Source organism: Variovorax sp. V35, from assembly GCF_041154465.1.
Taxonomy (GTDB): Bacteria; Pseudomonadota; Gammaproteobacteria; order Burkholderiales; family Burkholderiaceae_C; genus Variovorax; species Variovorax boronicumulans.
This window is the reverse complement of record NZ_AP028666.1, coordinates 5,768,610-5,784,279: the sequence shown is the minus strand read 5'-3', so window position 1 is coordinate 5,784,279 and position 15,670 is coordinate 5,768,610. Positions and strand designations below refer to the sequence as shown.

At 70.5% G+C, this 15,670-nt stretch carries 17 protein-coding genes; 14 read left to right on the top strand and 3 right to left on the bottom strand.

The genetic code is table 11. The features are described from left to right. The first annotated feature begins 23 nt into the window (after positions 1–23). The 13 genes from ACAM42_RS26605 (at position 24) to ACAM42_RS26545 (ending at position 11,239) form a co-directional block, all read left to right on the top strand. Entirely contained in the window at positions 24–1,085 is a 1,062-nt protein-coding gene (locus tag ACAM42_RS26605) for a class I SAM-dependent methyltransferase (protein WP_369629924.1), read from the top strand. A gap of 16 nt (positions 1,086–1,101) precedes the next feature. Beyond that, complete coding sequence (locus ACAM42_RS26600) at positions 1,102–1,323, top strand: DUF1059 domain-containing protein (RefSeq protein WP_369629923.1); 222 nt, start codon at positions 1,102–1,104, stop codon at positions 1,321–1,323. Positions 1,324–1,411: 88 nt separating this feature from the next. After that, entirely contained in the window at positions 1,412–3,742 is a 2,331-nt protein-coding gene (locus tag ACAM42_RS26595) for a heavy metal translocating P-type ATPase (protein WP_369629922.1), read from the top strand. Continuing rightward, positions 3,742–3,879 (top strand): cbb3-type cytochrome oxidase assembly protein CcoS, encoded by a 138-nt coding sequence (gene ccoS / locus ACAM42_RS26590; protein WP_062481719.1) that lies wholly within the window; start codon positions 3,742–3,744, stop codon positions 3,877–3,879. The genes ACAM42_RS26595 and ccoS overlap by 1 nt, the downstream gene beginning before the upstream one ends. Positions 3,880–3,966: 87 nt before the next feature. Further along, positions 3,967–5,409: a cytochrome-c oxidase, cbb3-type subunit I gene (gene ccoN / locus ACAM42_RS26585; RefSeq protein ID WP_095746592.1), complete on the top strand. Its 1,443-nt coding sequence runs from the start codon at positions 3,967–3,969 to the stop codon at positions 5,407–5,409. An 18-nt stretch (positions 5,410–5,427) separates the two neighbouring features. Continuing rightward, positions 5,428–6,072: a cytochrome-c oxidase, cbb3-type subunit II gene (gene ccoO / locus ACAM42_RS26580; protein ID WP_070062091.1), complete on the top strand. Its 645-nt coding sequence runs from the start codon at positions 5,428–5,430 to the stop codon at positions 6,070–6,072. Positions 6,073–6,095: 23 nt separating this feature from the next. Further along, a complete protein-coding gene (locus tag ACAM42_RS26575; protein ID WP_062481697.1) occupies positions 6,096–6,236 on the top strand; it encodes a cbb3-type cytochrome c oxidase subunit 3 in 141 nt (46 codons plus the stop codon). Positions 6,237–6,250: 14 nt separating this feature from the next. Beyond that, positions 6,251–7,165: a cytochrome-c oxidase, cbb3-type subunit III gene (ccoP, locus tag ACAM42_RS26570; protein WP_369629921.1), complete on the top strand. Its 915-nt coding sequence runs from the start codon at positions 6,251–6,253 to the stop codon at positions 7,163–7,165. Beyond that, positions 7,162–8,589, top strand: coding sequence for a cytochrome c oxidase accessory protein CcoG (ccoG, locus tag ACAM42_RS26565; protein ID WP_369629920.1), 1,428 nt, complete (start codon positions 7,162–7,164; stop codon positions 8,587–8,589). The genes ccoP and ccoG overlap by 4 nt, the downstream gene beginning before the upstream one ends. A gap of 11 nt (positions 8,590–8,600) precedes the next feature. After that, positions 8,601–8,891 carry a FixH family protein gene (locus tag ACAM42_RS26560; protein ID WP_159273073.1) on the top strand — a complete coding sequence of 97 codons (291 nt, stop codon included), beginning with the start codon at positions 8,601–8,603 and terminating at the stop codon, positions 8,889–8,891. Then, a complete protein-coding gene (locus ACAM42_RS26555) occupies positions 8,888–9,130 on the top strand; it encodes a hypothetical protein (RefSeq protein WP_062481687.1) in 243 nt (80 codons plus the stop codon). Before ACAM42_RS26560 ends, ACAM42_RS26555 begins: the two co-directional genes overlap by 4 nt. Continuing rightward, positions 9,127–10,533: an oxygen-independent coproporphyrinogen III oxidase gene (gene hemN / locus ACAM42_RS26550; protein WP_369629919.1), complete on the top strand. Its 1,407-nt coding sequence runs from the start codon at positions 9,127–9,129 to the stop codon at positions 10,531–10,533. The genes ACAM42_RS26555 and hemN overlap by 4 nt, the downstream gene beginning before the upstream one ends. 4 nt (positions 10,534–10,537) lie before the next feature. Then, positions 10,538–11,239 (top strand): sulfite exporter TauE/SafE family protein, encoded by a 702-nt coding sequence (locus ACAM42_RS26545; RefSeq protein WP_369629918.1) that lies wholly within the window; start codon positions 10,538–10,540, stop codon positions 11,237–11,239. 12 nt (positions 11,240–11,251) lie between these two features. Here ACAM42_RS26545 and ACAM42_RS26540 read toward each other — a convergent pair whose 3' ends face one another. Further along, the gene (locus ACAM42_RS26540; RefSeq protein WP_369629917.1) at positions 11,252–11,734 is read right to left on the bottom strand and encodes an ornithine carbamoyltransferase; all 483 of its coding nucleotides are present in this window, start codon (positions 11,732–11,734) and stop codon (positions 11,252–11,254) included. A gap of 226 nt (positions 11,735–11,960) precedes the next feature. Between ACAM42_RS26540 and ACAM42_RS26535 the strand changes: the two genes are divergently transcribed. Next, positions 11,961–12,722: a Crp/Fnr family transcriptional regulator gene (locus ACAM42_RS26535; protein ID WP_369629916.1), complete on the top strand. Its 762-nt coding sequence runs from the start codon at positions 11,961–11,963 to the stop codon at positions 12,720–12,722. On the opposite strand, the gene ACAM42_RS26530 is transcribed toward ACAM42_RS26535, so the two are convergent. After that, entirely contained in the window at positions 12,716–14,830 is a 2,115-nt protein-coding gene (locus tag ACAM42_RS26530) for a PAS domain S-box protein (RefSeq protein ID WP_369629915.1), read from the bottom strand. The genes ACAM42_RS26535 and ACAM42_RS26530 overlap by 7 nt on opposite strands. Then, entirely contained in the window at positions 14,823–15,548 is a 726-nt protein-coding gene (locus ACAM42_RS26525) for a winged helix-turn-helix domain-containing protein (RefSeq protein ID WP_070062099.1), read from the bottom strand. The genes ACAM42_RS26530 and ACAM42_RS26525 overlap by 8 nt, the downstream gene beginning before the upstream one ends. Positions 15,549–15,670: the final 122 nt, after the last annotated feature.

Here is a 15,670-nt window from a genome sequence, read left to right as displayed (position 1 = left end):
GCTTGTCGACGAAGGGGATACACATGGCCATCGACGAAACACGGCTTAACGCGTTCATGGGTAACTTCGTCCACGACATCGGGGCCGTGATGCATGCGGCCACCATCGTCGTCGGCGACCAGCTCGGCCTGTACAAGGCGCTGGCCGAAGGCCCCGCCACCGCGGAGCAGCTCGCCCGCCGCACCGAGACCGACGCGCGCTACCTGCGCGAATGGCTCTCGGCCCAGGCCGCCAGCGGCTACGTCGAGTACGACCCCAAAGGCGAGCTGTTCTCGCTGACCGAGGAACAGGCCTTCGCGCTGGCCGAGGAAGGCAGCCCGGCCTTCGTGCCCGGCGCGTTCCAGATCGCCGTGGCGCAGTTCAAGATCATTCCCAAGATGGTCCAGGCCATGCGCACGGGCCTGGGCATCGGCTGGCACGAGCACGACGTGGCCCTGTTCCATGGCACCGAGCGCTTCTTCCGGCCCGGCTACGCGGCCAACCTGGTGAGCCAGTGGATTCCGGCGCTCGAAGGCATCGAGCCCTTGCTGAAAAGCGGCGCGCGCGTGGCCGACGTGGGCTGCGGACACGGGGCCTCGACGCTGCTGATGGCGCAGGCCTACCCCGAGTCCAGCTTCGTCGGCTTCGACTACCACGCGCCGTCGATCGAGCGTGCGCGCGAAACCGCGCGCAAGGCCGGCGTCGACGATGAAAAGCGCCTGCGCTTCGAGGTCGCGAGCGCCAAGGATTTCCCCGGTGAGGACTACGACCTCGTGGCCGTCTTCGACTGCCTGCACGACATGGGCGACCCCGTCGGTGCGGCGGCGCACGTGCGGCGCACCCTCAAACCGCAGGGCACGTGGATGATCGTCGAGCCCTTTGCCAACGACCGGCTGGAAGACAACATCAACCCGGTGGGGCGCGTGTTCTATTCGGCCTCCAGCTTCATCTGCACGCCGGCCTCGCGTTCGCAGGAAGTGGGCCTGTGCCTGGGGGCGCAGGCCGGCGAAGCGCGCCTGCGCGACGTCGTCTCGCAGGGCGGCTTCTCGCACTTCCGCCGCGCCAGCGAAACGCCCTTCAACCTGATCTTCGAAGCACGTCCGTAAGGACAAAGGAGGCGCCATGTCCCGCCAATACATCGACTGCCGCGAGTATCCGAGCACGATGAACTGCAGTGTCGCGCTCTGCGCCGACTCCGAAGGCGAACTGCTCGATGCCGCCGTCCAGCACGCCGTGGCCGTGCACGGCCACACCGACACGCCCGAGCTGCGCAAGCAGCTGGCGAGCATGTTCAAGGCCGGCACGCCGCCGGTACAGCTGGAGTCCGCGAAGACACCTGCCTGACGGTGATGGTTGTGCGCGGCCCCGGCCGTCGCAACGAACCTTGATGCAGATCAAACGCTTGCATCGGCCCGGCATTTAGCCTGCCCCGATGCAAGCTTCCGCCGCGCTCGCGCCGTTTCCGTCCGTTCCATCGTCCGCCGGGAGTGACGCCCGCGCCGACGCCTGGCAGCTGCTCGACGATCCCGCCGAGTGGGCCGCGTTCGGCCGCCCGCTGGAGGCCGGCTCGGGCCGCTGGGAATCGCAGGTGGCGGTCGAGGGCATGCACTGCGCGGGCTGCGCCTTCACCGTCGAGGCCGCACTGGCGCAGGTGCCCGGCGTGGCCGAGGTGCAGGTGAATGCCGCGAGCCGGCGCGCGCGCGTCGTGTGGTCGGCCACGGCCACGCGGCCTTCGCGCTGGTTCGAAGCCAGCGCGCGCGCGGGCTACCCCCTGCTGCCGGCCGGCAGCCGCAGCGCGCGCGAGACGCGCACGCGCGAGTTGCGCATGGCGCTGTGGCGCTGGCTGGTCGCAGGCTTTTGCATGATGCAGGTGATGATGTACGCCTACCCGGCCTACGTCGCGCGCCCCGGCGACATGACGGCCGATGCGGCGCAGCTGCTGCGCTGGGCCTCGTGGGTGCTCAGCCTGCCCGTGGTGCTGTTCTCGTGCGGGCCCTTCTTTCGCAGCGCCTGGCGCGACCTGCGCATCGGCCGCGTCGGCATGGACCTGCCCGTGACCTTCGGCGTGCTCATCACCTTCGTGGTGAGCACGGCCGCCACCTTCGACCCCACGGGGCCGCTGGGGCACGAGGTCTACTTCGACTCGCTGACGATGTTCGTCTTCTTCCTGCTCACCGGCCGCTGGCTCGAGGCGCGGCTGCGCGACCGCACGGCCGGCGCGCTCGAGGCGCTGATGCACCGGCTGCCCGACAGCGTCGAACGCCGCGGGCCCGATGGCGCATGGACGCGCGTGGCGGTGCGCCGGCTCGGCGCGGGCGACGTGGTGCGCGTGCGCCCCGGCGAGGCCTTTCCGGCCGACGGCACGGTGATCGACGGCGACACCACCGCCGACGAGGCGCTGCTCACCGGCGAGTCGCGCCCCGTGCCGCGCCCCTGCGGCGACCGCGTGCTCGCAGGCAGCCACAACCTCTCGGCCGTGGTGCAGGTGCGCATCGCGTCGGTGGGCGAGGGCACGCGCTTCGCGCAGATCGTGCGCCTCATGGAAAACGCCGCGCTCGACAAGCCGCGCCTGGCCCGGCTCGCCGATCGCGTGGCGCGGCCCTTTCTCATCGCGGTGCTGGCCTGCGCGTTCGGCGCGGGCGCGCTGTGGTGGGCGGTCGATCCCGGCAAGGCGCTGATGGTCGCGGTGGCGGTGCTGATCGTCACCTGCCCGTGCGCGTTGTCGCTCGCCACGCCGGCCGCGATGCTCGCGAGTGCGGGCGCGCTGGCGCGTGGCGGTGTGCTCACGTCGAACCTGCAGGCGCTCGAAGCGCTGGCCGGCGTCGACACCGTGGTGTTCGACAAGACCGGCACGCTCACGGGCGACACGCCACGCCTGGAGCGCGTGTACTGCCGCCAGGGCCTGCGCCCGGGCGACGCGCTGGAGATCGGCGCGGCGCTCGCCGCGCTGTCGCTGCACCCGGCGGCGCGCGCGCTCGTGAACGCCTGGCAGGCGCAGTTCCGTGCGCCGCCGGCCTGGTCGGCGACGCAGCTGCGCGAGACGGTGGGGCAGGGCGTGGCGGCCTCGCTGCACCGGCGCGATGCGGTGGACGACCACGGCGCGCGCCCCGTGCGCCTGGGCTCGGCGGCCTTCTGCGAGGTGCCGCCGCTGCAGGTCGATGCGGCGCAGATCCACCTGAGCGACGACGAGGGTTGGCTCGCCAGCTTCGTGCTCGCCGAAGAACTGCGCCCCGACGCCACGCAGGCCGTGGCCGCGCTGCAGGCGCAGGGGCTGTCGGTGCGCCTGCTCTCGGGCGACCGCGAGAACGCGGCGCGTGCCATCGGCGCGCAGGCCGGCATCGCGGCGGTGCAGGGCGACTGCGCACCCGAAGACAAGCTCGAGGTGCTGTGGCAGCTGCAGGCGGCCGGGCGCGAGGTGGCGATGGTCGGCGACGGCCTGAACGACGGCCCGAGCCTGGCGCGCGCCAACGCCTCGTTCGCCTTCGGCCACGCCGTGCCGCTGTCGCGCGCGCGGGCCGACTTCGTGGTGCTCGGCGATGCGCTGCAGGCCATTCCCGCGGCCGTGGCGCAGGCGCGCCGCACGCTGCGCGTGGTGCGCCAGAACCTGTTCTGGGCCGCGGCCTACAACGCCGTGTGCGTGCCGCTGGCCGTGGCCGGCTGGCTGCCGCCCTGGCTCGCGGGGCTGGGCATGGCGGCGAGCTCGCTGCTGGTGGTGCTCAACGCGGCGCGGCTCGCTGTGCCCGGCAAGGCGGCGGTGGCCTGATGGACGTGCTGTTCCTGCTCGTGCCGCTGTCGGTGGTGCTCGTGCTCGCGATCCTGGGCGGGCTCTGGTGGGCCATCGAACGCGGCCAGTTCGAAGACATCGAGGTCGAAGGCGACCGCATCCTGAACAACGACTGACACAGCGATTGATGGCTTGATCTGCATCAAGCCTGCCCGGGCGACGCGGGCAGACACTGCCCGCAAATCACATTCACGGGCACCACGATGCAGCAGACCACGCACCCTCCCGCGGCCATCTACGACGACACCGTCGTGCGGCAGTTCGCACTCATGTCGGTGGTCTGGGGGGTGGTCGGCATGCTGGTCGGCGTGATCATCGCCTCGCAGCTGACCTGGCCCGAACTCAACCTCGGCATTCCCTGGCTCAGCTACGGCCGCCTGCGTCCGCTGCACACCAACGCGGTGATCTTCGCCTTCGGCGGCTGCGCGCTCATGGCCACGAGCTTCCACGTCGTGCAGCGCACCTGCCAGGTGCGGCTGTTCGCGCCGGCGCTGGCCTCGTTCGTGTTCTGGGGCTGGCAGCTGGTGATCGTCGCCGCCGCCATCAGCCTGCCGCTGGGCTACACCAGCGGCAAGGAATACGCCGAGCTCGAATGGCCCATCGACATCCTGATCGCCGTGGTCTGGGTGGCCTACGCCATCGTGTTCTTCGGCACCATCGGGCTGCGCAAGGTGCGCCACATCTACGTGGCCAACTGGTTCTACGGCGCCTTCATCATCGCGGTGGCGCTGCTGCACATCGTCAACAGCGCGGCCATTCCGGCCGGCTGGATGAAGAGCTACTCGGCCTACGCCGGCGTGCAGGACGCGATGGTGCAGTGGTGGTACGGCCACAACGCCGTGGGCTTCTTCCTCACGGCCGGCTTCCTGGGAATGATGTACTACTACATCCCCAAGCAGGCGGGGCGCCCGGTGTATTCGTACCGGCTGTCGATCGTGCACTTCTGGGCGCTGATCTTCACCTACATGTGGGCCGGCCCGCACCACCTGCACTACACCGCGCTGCCCGACTGGACGCAGTCGCTGGGCATGGTGTTCTCGCTGATCCTTCTCGCGCCCAGCTGGGGCGGCATGATCAACGGCGTGATGACGCTCTCGGGCGCCTGGCACAAGCTGCGCACCGACCCGATCCTGCGCTTTCTGATCGTCGCGCTGTCGTTCTACGGCATGTCGACCTTCGAGGGTCCGATGATGTCCATCAAGACTGTCAACGCCCTGAGCCACTACACCGACTGGACCGTGGGCCACGTGCACTCCGGCGCGCTGGGCTGGGTGGGCTTCATCACCATGGGGTCGCTGTACTACCTGATCCCGCGCATGTACGGCCGCCTCGCCATGTACAGCGTGCGCGCCATCGACGTGCACTTCTGGATGGCCACCATCGGCATCGTGCTGTACATCGCCGCGATGTGGATCGCCGGCGTGATGCAGGGCCTCATGTGGCGCGAGATCAATGCCGACGGCACGCTGACCTACACCTTCGTCGAAAGCGTGAAGGCCACCTTCCCCTACTACCTGGTGCGCGTGATCGGCGGCGTGCTCTACCTGGGCGGCATGTTGGTCATGGCCTGGAACGTCTGGATGACCGTGATCACCGGGCGCTCGGTGCGCGCCGAGATCCCGGCCGTTGCCGCCGCCCACGCCTGAAGCCTTTGAGGACGCACGATGAACGCACCAGACAACAAGAACTCCGCGCCCGCCGCCACCGGCTTCACGCACGAGAAGGTCGAGACCAACAACCTGCTGATGATCGTGCTGATCCTGCTGGTGGTGGCCATCGGCGGCCTCGTGGAGATCGTGCCGCTGTTCTTCCAGAAGTCGACCACCGAGGCCGTGGAGGGCGTGAAGCCGCTCACGCCGCTGCAACTGGCCGGCCGCGACGTGTACCTGCGCGAGGGTTGCTACAACTGCCACTCGCAGATGATCCGCCCCTTCCGCTCGGAGACGCTGCGCTACGGCCACTACTCGGTGGCCGGCGAGTTCGTGTACGACCACCCCTTCCAGTGGGGCAGCAAGCGCACCGGCCCCGACCTGCACCGCGTGGGCGGCAAGTACAGCGACGAGTGGCACCGCATCCACCTGAACAACCCGCGCGACCTCGTGCCCGAGTCGAACATGCCGGCCTACCCGTGGCTGGAGAAGGGGCTGGTCGACGCCGGCAGCATCGCCACCCGCATGCGCGCGCTGCGCACGGTGGGCGTGCCCTACACCGACGAAGAGATTGCCAAGGCCGCCGACGAGGTCGCCGGCAAGACCGACATGGACGCCACCGTGGCCTACCTGCAGTCGCTGGGCCTGGCGCTCAAGTAAGAAGAAAGAACAGGCAACGCCCCATGACCGACATCACCACCCTGCGCATCGCCGCCACCATCGCCTGCTTCGTCGTCTTCATCGGCATCGTGGCCTGGGCCTGTTCGCGCCGCAACACGCAGCGCTTCGCCGAAGCGGCGCGCCTGCCCTTCGAGCAAGACTGACGCGGAGCCCCCCGATGAGCGACTTCATTAGTAACTTCTGGTCCAGCTACGTGGCCGTGGCCTCGCTGCTGAGCATCCTGGGCTGCGTGCTGCTCCTGTGGCTCACGGCGCGCAAGCGCGTGCCCTCCGACGCCGACAACACCACCGGCCACGTGTGGGACGAAGACCTGCGCGAAGCCAACAACCCGCTGCCGCTGTGGTGGGTGGGCCTGTTCGTGCTGACCATCGTCTTCTCGCTGGGCTACCTGGCCGTGTTCCCGGGCCTGGGCAGCTTTCGCGGCACGAACGACTGGAGCTCGCGCGCCGAGTACCAGCAGGACGTGGCCAAGGCCACGCAGGCGCTGGAACCGGTGTACGCGCGCTACGCGCCCATGCCCCTGGAAGAGGTCGCCCGCGACCCGCAGGCCCGCGCCATCGGCGAGCGCCTTTTCATGAACAACTGCGCGCAGTGCCACGGCTCCGACGCACGCGGCAGCAAGGGCTTTCCCAACCTCACCGATGCCGACTGGCTGCACGGCGGCACGCCCGACAAGATCGTCGAGTCGATCACCAAGGGCCGCATCGGCACCATGCCGCCGGCCGCCGCGATGGTCGGCACGCCCGACGACGTGAAGAACGTCGCCAATTACGTGCTGAGCCTGTCGGGCGAGCCGCACGACTCTCTGCGCGCCGGCCTGGGCAAGCCCAAGTTCGCCGCCTGCGCGGCCTGCCACGGCATCGGCGGCGTGGGCAACCCGGCGCTGGGCGCCCCGCGCCTGAACGACCGCATCTGGCTGCACGGCTACGGCGAGGCCGCCATCGTGCAGATCATCAACGAGGGCAAGCACAGCGCCATGCCCGCGCAGGAAGGCCGCCTGACCGAGGCGCAGATCAAGCTGCTGGCCTCCTACGTGTGGGGCATGTCCAACCCTGCGACCGGGACGCCATGACGCGAAAGACCGTCATCCCGATCGCGAGCGCGCCGCCCGCCGCCGCGCCGGAGGTCGGCCTGTACGAGGCGACGAAGAAGATCTACCCGCGCAGCGTGCAGGGCCTGTTCGCGCGCTGGCGCTGGGCCATGGTCTTTCTCACCCAGCTGGTGTTCTACGGCATGCCCTGGGTGGAATGGGGCGAGCGGCAGATGGTGCTGTTCGACCTGGCCGCGCGGCGCTTCTACATCTTCGGGCTGGTGCTGTACCCGCAGGACCTGATCTACCTGTCGGGGCTGCTGGTGATCAGCGCGCTCTCCCTCTTTCTCTTCACGGCCGTGGCCGGGCGCCTGTGGTGCGGGTATGCCTGCCCGCAGACCGTCTACACCGAGATGTTCCTGTGGGTGGAGCAGCGCATCGAAGGCAACCGCAGCGCGCGCATCCGCCTCGACGCCGGCGCGTTCTCGCTCGAGAAGCTGGTGAAGAAGGCCTTCAAGCACGTCGTCTGGATCGGCATCGCGCTGTGGACCGGCTTCACCTTCGTGGGCTACTTCACGCCCATCCGCGAGCTGGGCATGGCCTTCCTGCAGACGCAGATGGGCTCGTGGGAGGTGTTCTGGGTGTTCTTCTACGGCTTTGCCACGTACGGCAACGCCGGCTTCATGCGCGAGCAGGTGTGCAAGTACATGTGCCCCTACGCGCGCTTCCAGAGCGCGATGTTCGACCGCGACACGCTCATCGTCAGCTACGACCCGCGGCGCGGCGAGCCGCGCGCGCCGCGCCGCAAGAACGTCGATCCGCGCAGCGCCGCCTTGGGCGACTGCATCGACTGCAGCCTGTGCGTGCAGGTGTGCCCCACCGGCATCGACATCCGCCAGGGCCTGCAGTACGAGTGCATCGGCTGCGGCCTGTGCGTGGACGCCTGCGACAGCGTGATGGACAAGATGGGCTACGCGCCGCGCCTCATCCGCTACGACACGCAGAACGGCATGGAGGCCGGTTGGTCGCGCCGCCAGCTGTGGCGCCGTGTGCTGCGCCCGCGCGTGCTGGTCTACACCGCATTGCTCGCGCTGCTGGTGGCGGGCCTGCTCGCCAGCCTGGTCGTGCGCACGCCGCTGAAGGTCGACGTGGTGCGCGACCGTGCCTCGCTGGCGCGCATCGTCGAGGGCGGTCGGCTGGAGAACGTCTACCGGCTGCAGATCATGAACGCGACCGAGCGCACGCAGCACTACCGCATCGCCGCGCGCGGCATCGAGGGGTTGAGCGTGGCCTCGCCCGACGAGGCCATCGAGGTCGAGCCCGCGCAGGCGCGCTGGGTGGCGGTGCGGCTGCAGGTGCCCTACGGCGCCGCACCGACCGGTTCGCACACGGTGCACTTCGACATCCGGCAGGCGGATGGCGCGGCGCAGGTTTCCGAAAAAGCGGTCTTCCTGGTGCCGCGCTGAAAGGTCTTCCCATGAACGATGCCCTGCCGATGAACGCGCCCGCGACCTCCGGCCCCTGGTGGCGTTACCCGCTGGTCTGGCTGGTGATCGCCGGGCCCGCCGCCGTGGTGCTCGCGAGCATCGCGACCGTGTGGCTGGCGTTGCGCACGCCCGAGGTGCTGGTGTCCGAGGACTACTACCGCGAAGGCATCGAGATCAACCGCACGCTGGCCGACAAGAAGCGCATGCCGGCGCAGGCCGGGCGCAACCATGCGGCGACGCCCGAGGACGATGTGCCGGTACCCAAGAGGGCGGCCCCATGAGTGCCATGCGCCGCATCGCCGGCATCCTGTGGCCGTCGTTCCTCGTGGCCTGCGGCATGGAAGTGCTGGTGTTCGCGATGATCGACCCGATCCATTCGTACTGCGGCGCCGATGCGCTGCGCATGTCGCGCCAGGGCATCTACACCGTGTCCTTCTTCGTGTTCTGGCTGATGGCGGCGGCCTCGAGCGCGTGCACCACGCTGCTGGCGTTGCCGTCCGAGAAAGAGACTGCGTCATGAGCCTGCCCCTGGCCTGCGTTCCCGAGACCCCGTCCGTGCTGCCCGTCGAGCTGCTGCGCCGCTTCGACGTGCCCGGCCCGCGCTACACCTCGTACCCCACGGCCGACCGCTTCGTCGAGACCTTCGGCGCCGACGACTACACGCAGGCGCTGCACCTGCGGCGCGATGCGGACACGGCCGGCGAGCCGTTGTCGTTGTACGTGCACATCCCGTTCTGCGAATCGCTGTGCTACTACTGCGCCTGCAACAAGGTCGTGACGAAGCACCGCGAGCGCGGGCGGCAGTACCTCGACTACCTGGCACGCGAAGTGGCGCTGCAGGTCGCGCAGCTCGGGCCCGGTGCGCCCGTCGGCCAGCTGCACCTGGGCGGCGGCACGCCGACCTTTCTGGACGACGAAGAACTGGGCGAGCTGGTGGCCCTGCTGCGCCGCGCGTTCGCCTTCGTGCCGGGCGGCGAGCAGTCGATCGAGATCGATCCGCGCACCGTCGATGCACGGCGCCTCGCGGCGCTGGCTGCGCTCGGCTTCAACCGCCTGAGCTTCGGCGTGCAGGACTTCGACCCCGCCGTGCAGCAGGCCGTGCACCGCATCCAGCCGGCGGCGCAGGTCTTCGCGCTGATGGACACGGCGCGCGCGCTGGGTTTCAAATCGATCAACGTCGATTTGATCTACGGCCTGCCGCGCCAGAACGACGCCTCGTTCGAGCGCACGCTCGCGCAGATCCGCGAACTGCGGCCCGACCGCATCGCGCTGTATGCCTACGCCCACCTGCCGGAGCGCTTCAAGCCGCAGCGGCGTATCGCGGCCGACGAACTGCCCGACGCGCCCACGCGGGTGCGCATGCTCGGGCGCGCGATTGCGGCGCTCACCGAGGCCGGCTACGTCTACATCGGCATGGACCACTTCGCGCTGCCCGACGATCCGCTGGCCGTGGCCAAGCGAGAGGGGCGGTTGCACCGCGACTTCCAGGGCTACAGCACGCAACCCGACGGCGACCTCGTCGCGCTCGGCGTGTCGGCGATCGGCCGCGTGGGCGCGACCTACAGCCAGAACGCGAAGACGCTGGAGGACTACTACGCGTTGCTCGACCAGGGTCGCCTGCCCGTGGTCAAGGGGCTCGCGCTGTCGGACGACGATGTGCTGCGCCGCGAGGTCATCATGGCGCTGATGTGCCGGGGCCGCGTGGACTTCGACGCCGTCGAGGCCGCGCACGGCATCGCCTTTGCGGACTACTTCGCCCCCGAGCGCGCCGCGTTGGCACCGATGGCTGAGCAGGGGTTGGTGCGCCTGTCGCCACGCGCCATCGAGGTCACCGAGGCCGGCTGGTTCCTCGTGCGTGCGGTGGCGATGGTGTTCGACCGCTACTGCGCCGCGACGCGCACGCGCTTCTCGCGCGTGGTTTGATTCGATGGAGTCCCCCGCACTCGCCGGCGCCGCACTGTTGATGGGGCTCGCGGGCGGGCCGCATTGTGTGGCGATGTGCGGCGCGGTGTCGTCTGCGGTGATCCGCATCGTGCCGGTGGGCGGGCCCGCGCAGGCGGTGCATCCCGTCGCACCGGTCGCCTTCCATCTCGGCCGCATGGCGAGCTACGCCGCCGCCGGCGCCATCGCCGCCGCGAGCCTGCACGGCCTGGGCGCAGCCAGCGCGCAGGTCGCGGCCTGGCGTCCGCTGTGGGTGATGCTGCATGTGTTCGTGCTCGCCTGGGGCGTGGTGCTCGCCGTCGCGGGCCGCCAGCCGCTGTGGGCGCAGCGCGCCGGGCGCGCCCTCGAGGCACGCCTGCGGCCGATGGCCGGCGGCTCGCTGCTGGGCGTGCTCGCCACGGGCACGCTCTGGGTCGCGATGCCCTGCGGCCTGCTCTATTCGGCGCTCATGCTGGCCGCGCTGGGCAACGGGCCGCTGCGGGGCGCATCGACGATGGCGCTGTTCGCGCTGGGCAGCAGCGTCTCGCTGCTCGCCGCGCCGTGGCTGTGGCAGCGCTTGCGCGGGTGGGGCGACAGCAGTACGCGCCAGGCCTGGGGCGCGCGGCTGGCGGGGGTGTTGCTGGCAGCGGTGGCACTGCAGGCGCTGTGGATGGACCTGAGCCACCGCATCGCCGACTGGTGCGGCTGACGCGCTATCTCGTCAGGCGATGCTCTCGATCAGCAACGCCTGCAGCACGAAGCGCCGGTTGTCCGCCGCCGCCGTGCGCTCGCCGAGCAGGCCCGCGAGCGCGGCCGTGGGGTGGCTGTCGGCCGCCGCACCGTCGTGCACCGGAATGCCCGCGTGCTGGCCGATCTGGCGCACCAGCGCGGCGTCGATGCCCTCGCAGGCCACGGCGTCGTAGAGCCGCCCGAGCATGCGCGCCGTGTGCTGCAGCTCCTGCACCGGCGTGTCGGTCGACAGGCTGGAGCGCATGGTCGCGACCTGCGCGCCCAGTTCCTCGGCGGCCTGGCGCAACAGGGCGAGCGCGGCGCTGTCGCTGGTCTCGCTGAGCAGGCCGAGGTTCTTGCCGCGCAGCAGCCGCGGCGGAGCGGTGCCGTCGAGCGCGGCGCGCTGGAGCAGCCGGGCGCGGCCCAGCAGGCTGGCCTCTCTCTGGGGCGACAGCGCGGCGGTGGAAGGGTGCATGGCAAGGTTCGACATGTGTCTCGCGGAGGCTAGCCACCCAGGCCGCGCCGGCCTTGACGCACATCAAGGAGCGCCCCGCTGTTACACGCCGGACACAGAGCGTTCACCCGACGTTACGCACCGATGCGGGCCGTTGTCACTGCGGGGCCTCGCGCTTCCTAGCATCGAGATATCGCCTGATCGCAGGCAACGCCACACAAGACAGACAGAACGCCGAGGAATCCCCATGCTCACGAGTGCCCGCCCCAACCCCATCCTCCCGCTTCGGCCGCTGCCGGCAGCGGTGCACAAGGAAGACGCGGGTCGCCGCACGGCCGAGCGCCTGCGCCTGCTGGCCGAGCAGCTGCAACCGCAGCGCCGCATGGTGCACACGGGCGACGTGATCTACCAGGCCGGTGAACGCTTCGGCAACCTCTACATCCTGAACTCGGGCTTCTTCAAGATCGTGAACCTCTCGGCCGATGGCCGCGAGCAGGTGGTGGGCCTGAAGTTCCGCGGCGACTGGCTGGGCTTCGACGGCATCGCGGGCCAGCGCTACGTGTGCGACGCGGTGGCGATGGACACCGGCGAGGTCTGGGTCGTGCCCTACGAATCGCTGCTGGCCGCCTGCGCCACGCACCCCGCGCTGCTGCAGATGCTGCATGCCGCGATGAGCCGCGAGATCGCGCACGACCGCGATTCGCTGATGTCGGTGTGCACCTTGCCGGCCGACGCGCGCGTGGCCGACTTCCTGCGCTACTGGGCCGAGTCGTTGGCCGACCGCGGCATGCGCACCGACGAGATCACGCTGCGCATGACGCGCGCCGAGATCGGCAACTACCTGGGCATGACGCTCGAAAGCGTGAGCCGCGCACTCTCGCGGCTGGCGCGCGACAAGGTCATCGGCTTTGCCACCAAGGGCCGGCGCGAGGTGCAGATTCCCGACGTGGGCGCGCTCTCGGCCTTCGTGCAGCGCTGTCTGGCGCCGGCGCCTGCGATGCTTCAGTAAGAAGCGACGTTGAGCAGCGCCCGCGCCATCGCCCGCGCGAGTTCGCTGCGTGAATAGGGCTTGCGCAGCAGCTCCCAGCCCGGGGGCGCTTCGCGGTCGGCGTCGAGCAGCTCGGCCGAGAACCCCGACATCAGCAGCACCGCCAGCCGCGGTTGGCGTTGCACCGCCTCGGCGGCCAGCCGCGTGCCGCGCATGCCGGGGCCGAGCGCGATGTCGCTCAGCAGCAGGTCGAAGGGCGTGGCCTCGGCCGCCATGGCGGGCAACGCTTGTTCGGCATTGGCGGCGGTCGCGACCTCGCAGCCCAGCGTGGTCAGGAAGGTGTGGACCACCTGGCGCACCTCGGCGTCGTCTTCGACCAGCATCACGCGCAGGCCCGGGGCCAGCGTGGCTTCGGCTTCGATCTCCATGGGCTCTTCGTCGGCAGGTGCCGCAGTGCTCGCCGCGTCGGCCTCGACCTGCGGCAGGTAGAGCGTGACGGTGGTGCCGGCGTTGAGCTTGCTGTCGATGGCGATGGCGCCGCGCGACTGCTTCACGAAACCGTACACCGTGCTCAGGCCCAGGCCGGTGCCGCGACCGGCCTCCTTGGTGGTGAAGAAGGGCTCGAAGAGGTGTTCCATGACCGCGTCGGTCATGCCGGTGCCGCTGTCGGCGATGGACAGCGCGACGAAGCGGCGGCCGGCGTCGGCGTCGCTCAGTTCCTGGCGCACGGTGGCGGGCAGGGCGTCGCAGGCCTCGGCGCGAAAGTGCAGGCGCCCGCCCTCGGGCATGGCGTCGCGCGCGTTGATGGCGATGTTCAGCAGCGCTGATTCGAGCTGGCCCGGGTCGGCGCGCACGGCGGGGCAGGGGTCGTCGGCGTCGATCTCGATCTGGATGCGCTGGTCGAGCGTGCGGCGCAGCATGTCGGTGAGCGAGTGCAGCATCTGCCGCACGTCGACCGCGTCGGGCTGCAGCATCTGGCGCCGCGAGAAGGCCAGCAGCTTGCCCGTGAGTTCGGCGCCGCGCCGGCTGGCGCGCGCGGCGGCGGCCACGAGCTGCTGCGCGTAGCCGTCGGCCGCGAGCTGCGGCAGCTCCTCGAGCACCTGCAGGTTGCCCTGGATGATGGTGAGCAGGTTGTTGAAGTCGTGCGCGATGCCGCCGGTGAGCTGGCCCACGCTCTCCAGGCGCTGCGCGTGGTTCAGCGCCTCTTCGGTCTGCACGCGCTGCAGGCTGGTGGCCAGCAGGCTGGCCACCGATTCGAGAAAGCGGATCTCCTCGTCGCCGAAGCGCCGTGCGGCCGTGGCGCGCACCGACAGCATGCCGGTCACGCGGCCCCGGTCGGACAGCGGCACGGCCAGCGCGCTGACCAGCCCGGCCTCGAGGTAGGCGGGCGGCACGGTGAAGCGGCGCTCTTCGCGGTAGTCGGTGACCACGACCGGGCAGCCCTGCGAGAGCACGTAGCCGGGCTGCGTGTCGGGCCGGTTGGCGATGCGCAGGCCCACGCTCTCGTCGGCGACCAAGCCCACGCCGCTGGCCAGGCGGAACTCGCGCTGGCTGCCGTCGAGCAGCCACACCATCGCCACATCGACCTGCAGTGCGGTCGCAACGATCTCGGGCACCTGCGCCAGCACCACCTGCAGGTCGCGCGTGTCGACGGCCAGCCGGCCCAGTTGGGCCAGGTGCTCGCTGTAGCGCGCGCGCTGCAGCGCCTGCTTCACGCGCGGGTAGGCGCCGATGTCGCGGATCGCGGCCACCACGAAGGGCAGGCCCTGGTTCTGCAGCGGGCTCAGCGCGATCTCGACCATCACCTCGCTGCCGTCCTTGCGCTTGGCGACGAGCTCCATGTCGGTGCCCATCGGGCGCGGGCGCGGCGCGCGGCCGTAGGCTTCGCGGAACGCCGCGTGGCGCGGGCGGATGCTGTCGGGCACCAGCGCTTCCACGCTCAGGCCCACGAGCTCGTCGGCCGCGTAGCCGAGCATGGCGGCGGCCGAGGGGTTGGCCAGCACGATGCGGCCGGACTGGTCGACCACCAGCAGCGAATCGGGATACGCGGCGAACAGCGAGCGGAACACGCTGCCTTCCTCGACGCCCGAGGGCAGGCCGGGAATCGAGGGTGCGTTGCCGTCAGCCATGGGTGACCGGCGGCACCAGGATGTAGCCCGCGCCGCGCACCGACTTGATGAGCTGCGGATCGTCGGCGTTGGCCTCGATCTTCTTGCGCAGCCGGCCGACCTGCACGTCGATCGTGCGGTCGAAGGGCGCGGCTTCGCGACCGCGCGTCTGCTCGAGCAGGAAGTCGCGCGAGAGCACGCGGCCCGGGTGCCGCGCGAAGGCGCACAGCAGGTCGAACTCGCCGGTGGTCAGCGCCACGGCCTCGCCCTGCGCGTTGCTGAGGCTGCGCGCGGCGGTGTCCAGGCGCCAGCCGGCGAAGCGCAGGCGCTCGGGCGGCGTGGGCGCGGCGGCGGCCGCCGACGCGTCGGGCGTCAGGCGCCGCAGCACGGCCTTGACGCGCGCCGCCAGCTCGCGCAGGTCGAAGGGCTTGGTCACGTAGTCGTCGGCGCCCACTTCGAGGCCCACCACCTTGTCCACCGGGTCGCCGCGGCCGGTGACGATCACGAGGCCGCAGCGCCAGTTCTCGCGCATGTGGCGGGCGATGGAAAAGCCGTCTTCGCCGGGCAGGCCCAGGTCCAGCAGCACGAGGTCGGCCGGGTCGGCGGCCATGAGCGAGCGCAGCGCCGCGCCGTCGTGGATCTGGGTGACGCGATAGCCGTGGCCCTGGAGGTAGTTGGCCAGCAGCAGCGTGATGTCGACCTCGTCGTCGAGCACCGCGATGTGGGGGGCAGAAGTCATGCGGGGGCTGGGAGAAAAAACGCCGGCGCCACGGGGAAGGGCGCTGGGAGCCGGGAAGCGTAGCACGCAAGGCGCGGCGCTGGCAGCCGCAGCGCCCGCCGTTGATCTGGCGCAAGGCCCGC

What these genes read in the sequence shown, in the direction of transcription:
- ACAM42_RS26605 (WP_369629924.1), top strand. Translation starts at nt 24, where the DNA reads ATGGCCATCGACGAAACACGGCTTAACGCGTTCATGGGTAACTTCGTC.
- ACAM42_RS26600 (WP_369629923.1), top strand. Translation starts at nt 1,102, where the DNA reads ATGTCCCGCCAATACATCGACTGCCGCGAGTATCCGAGCACGATGAAC.
- ACAM42_RS26595 (WP_369629922.1), top strand. Translation starts at nt 1,412, where the DNA reads ATGCAAGCTTCCGCCGCGCTCGCGCCGTTTCCGTCCGTTCCATCGTCC.
- ccoS (WP_062481719.1), top strand. Translation starts at nt 3,742, where the DNA reads ATGGACGTGCTGTTCCTGCTCGTGCCGCTGTCGGTGGTGCTCGTGCTC.
- ccoN (WP_095746592.1), top strand. Translation starts at nt 3,967, where the DNA reads ATGCAGCAGACCACGCACCCTCCCGCGGCCATCTACGACGACACCGTC.
- ccoO (WP_070062091.1), top strand. Translation starts at nt 5,428, where the DNA reads ATGAACGCACCAGACAACAAGAACTCCGCGCCCGCCGCCACCGGCTTC.
- ACAM42_RS26575 (WP_062481697.1), top strand. Translation starts at nt 6,096, where the DNA reads ATGACCGACATCACCACCCTGCGCATCGCCGCCACCATCGCCTGCTTC.
- ccoP (WP_369629921.1), top strand. Translation starts at nt 6,251, where the DNA reads ATGAGCGACTTCATTAGTAACTTCTGGTCCAGCTACGTGGCCGTGGCC.
- ccoG (WP_369629920.1), top strand. Translation starts at nt 7,162, where the DNA reads ATGACGCGAAAGACCGTCATCCCGATCGCGAGCGCGCCGCCCGCCGCC.
- ACAM42_RS26560 (WP_159273073.1), top strand. Translation starts at nt 8,601, where the DNA reads ATGAACGATGCCCTGCCGATGAACGCGCCCGCGACCTCCGGCCCCTGG.
- ACAM42_RS26555 (WP_062481687.1), top strand. Translation starts at nt 8,888, where the DNA reads ATGAGTGCCATGCGCCGCATCGCCGGCATCCTGTGGCCGTCGTTCCTC.
- hemN (WP_369629919.1), top strand. Translation starts at nt 9,127, where the DNA reads ATGAGCCTGCCCCTGGCCTGCGTTCCCGAGACCCCGTCCGTGCTGCCC.
- ACAM42_RS26545 (WP_369629918.1), top strand. Translation starts at nt 10,538, where the DNA reads ATGGAGTCCCCCGCACTCGCCGGCGCCGCACTGTTGATGGGGCTCGCG.
- ACAM42_RS26540 (WP_369629917.1), bottom strand. Translation starts at nt 11,734, where the DNA reads ATGCACCCTTCCACCGCCGCGCTGTCGCCCCAGAGAGAGGCCAGCCTG.
- ACAM42_RS26535 (WP_369629916.1), top strand. Translation starts at nt 11,961, where the DNA reads ATGCTCACGAGTGCCCGCCCCAACCCCATCCTCCCGCTTCGGCCGCTG.
- ACAM42_RS26530 (WP_369629915.1), bottom strand. Translation starts at nt 14,830, where the DNA reads ATGGCTGACGGCAACGCACCCTCGATTCCCGGCCTGCCCTCGGGCGTC.
- ACAM42_RS26525 (WP_070062099.1), bottom strand. Translation starts at nt 15,548, where the DNA reads ATGACTTCTGCCCCCCACATCGCGGTGCTCGACGACGAGGTCGACATC.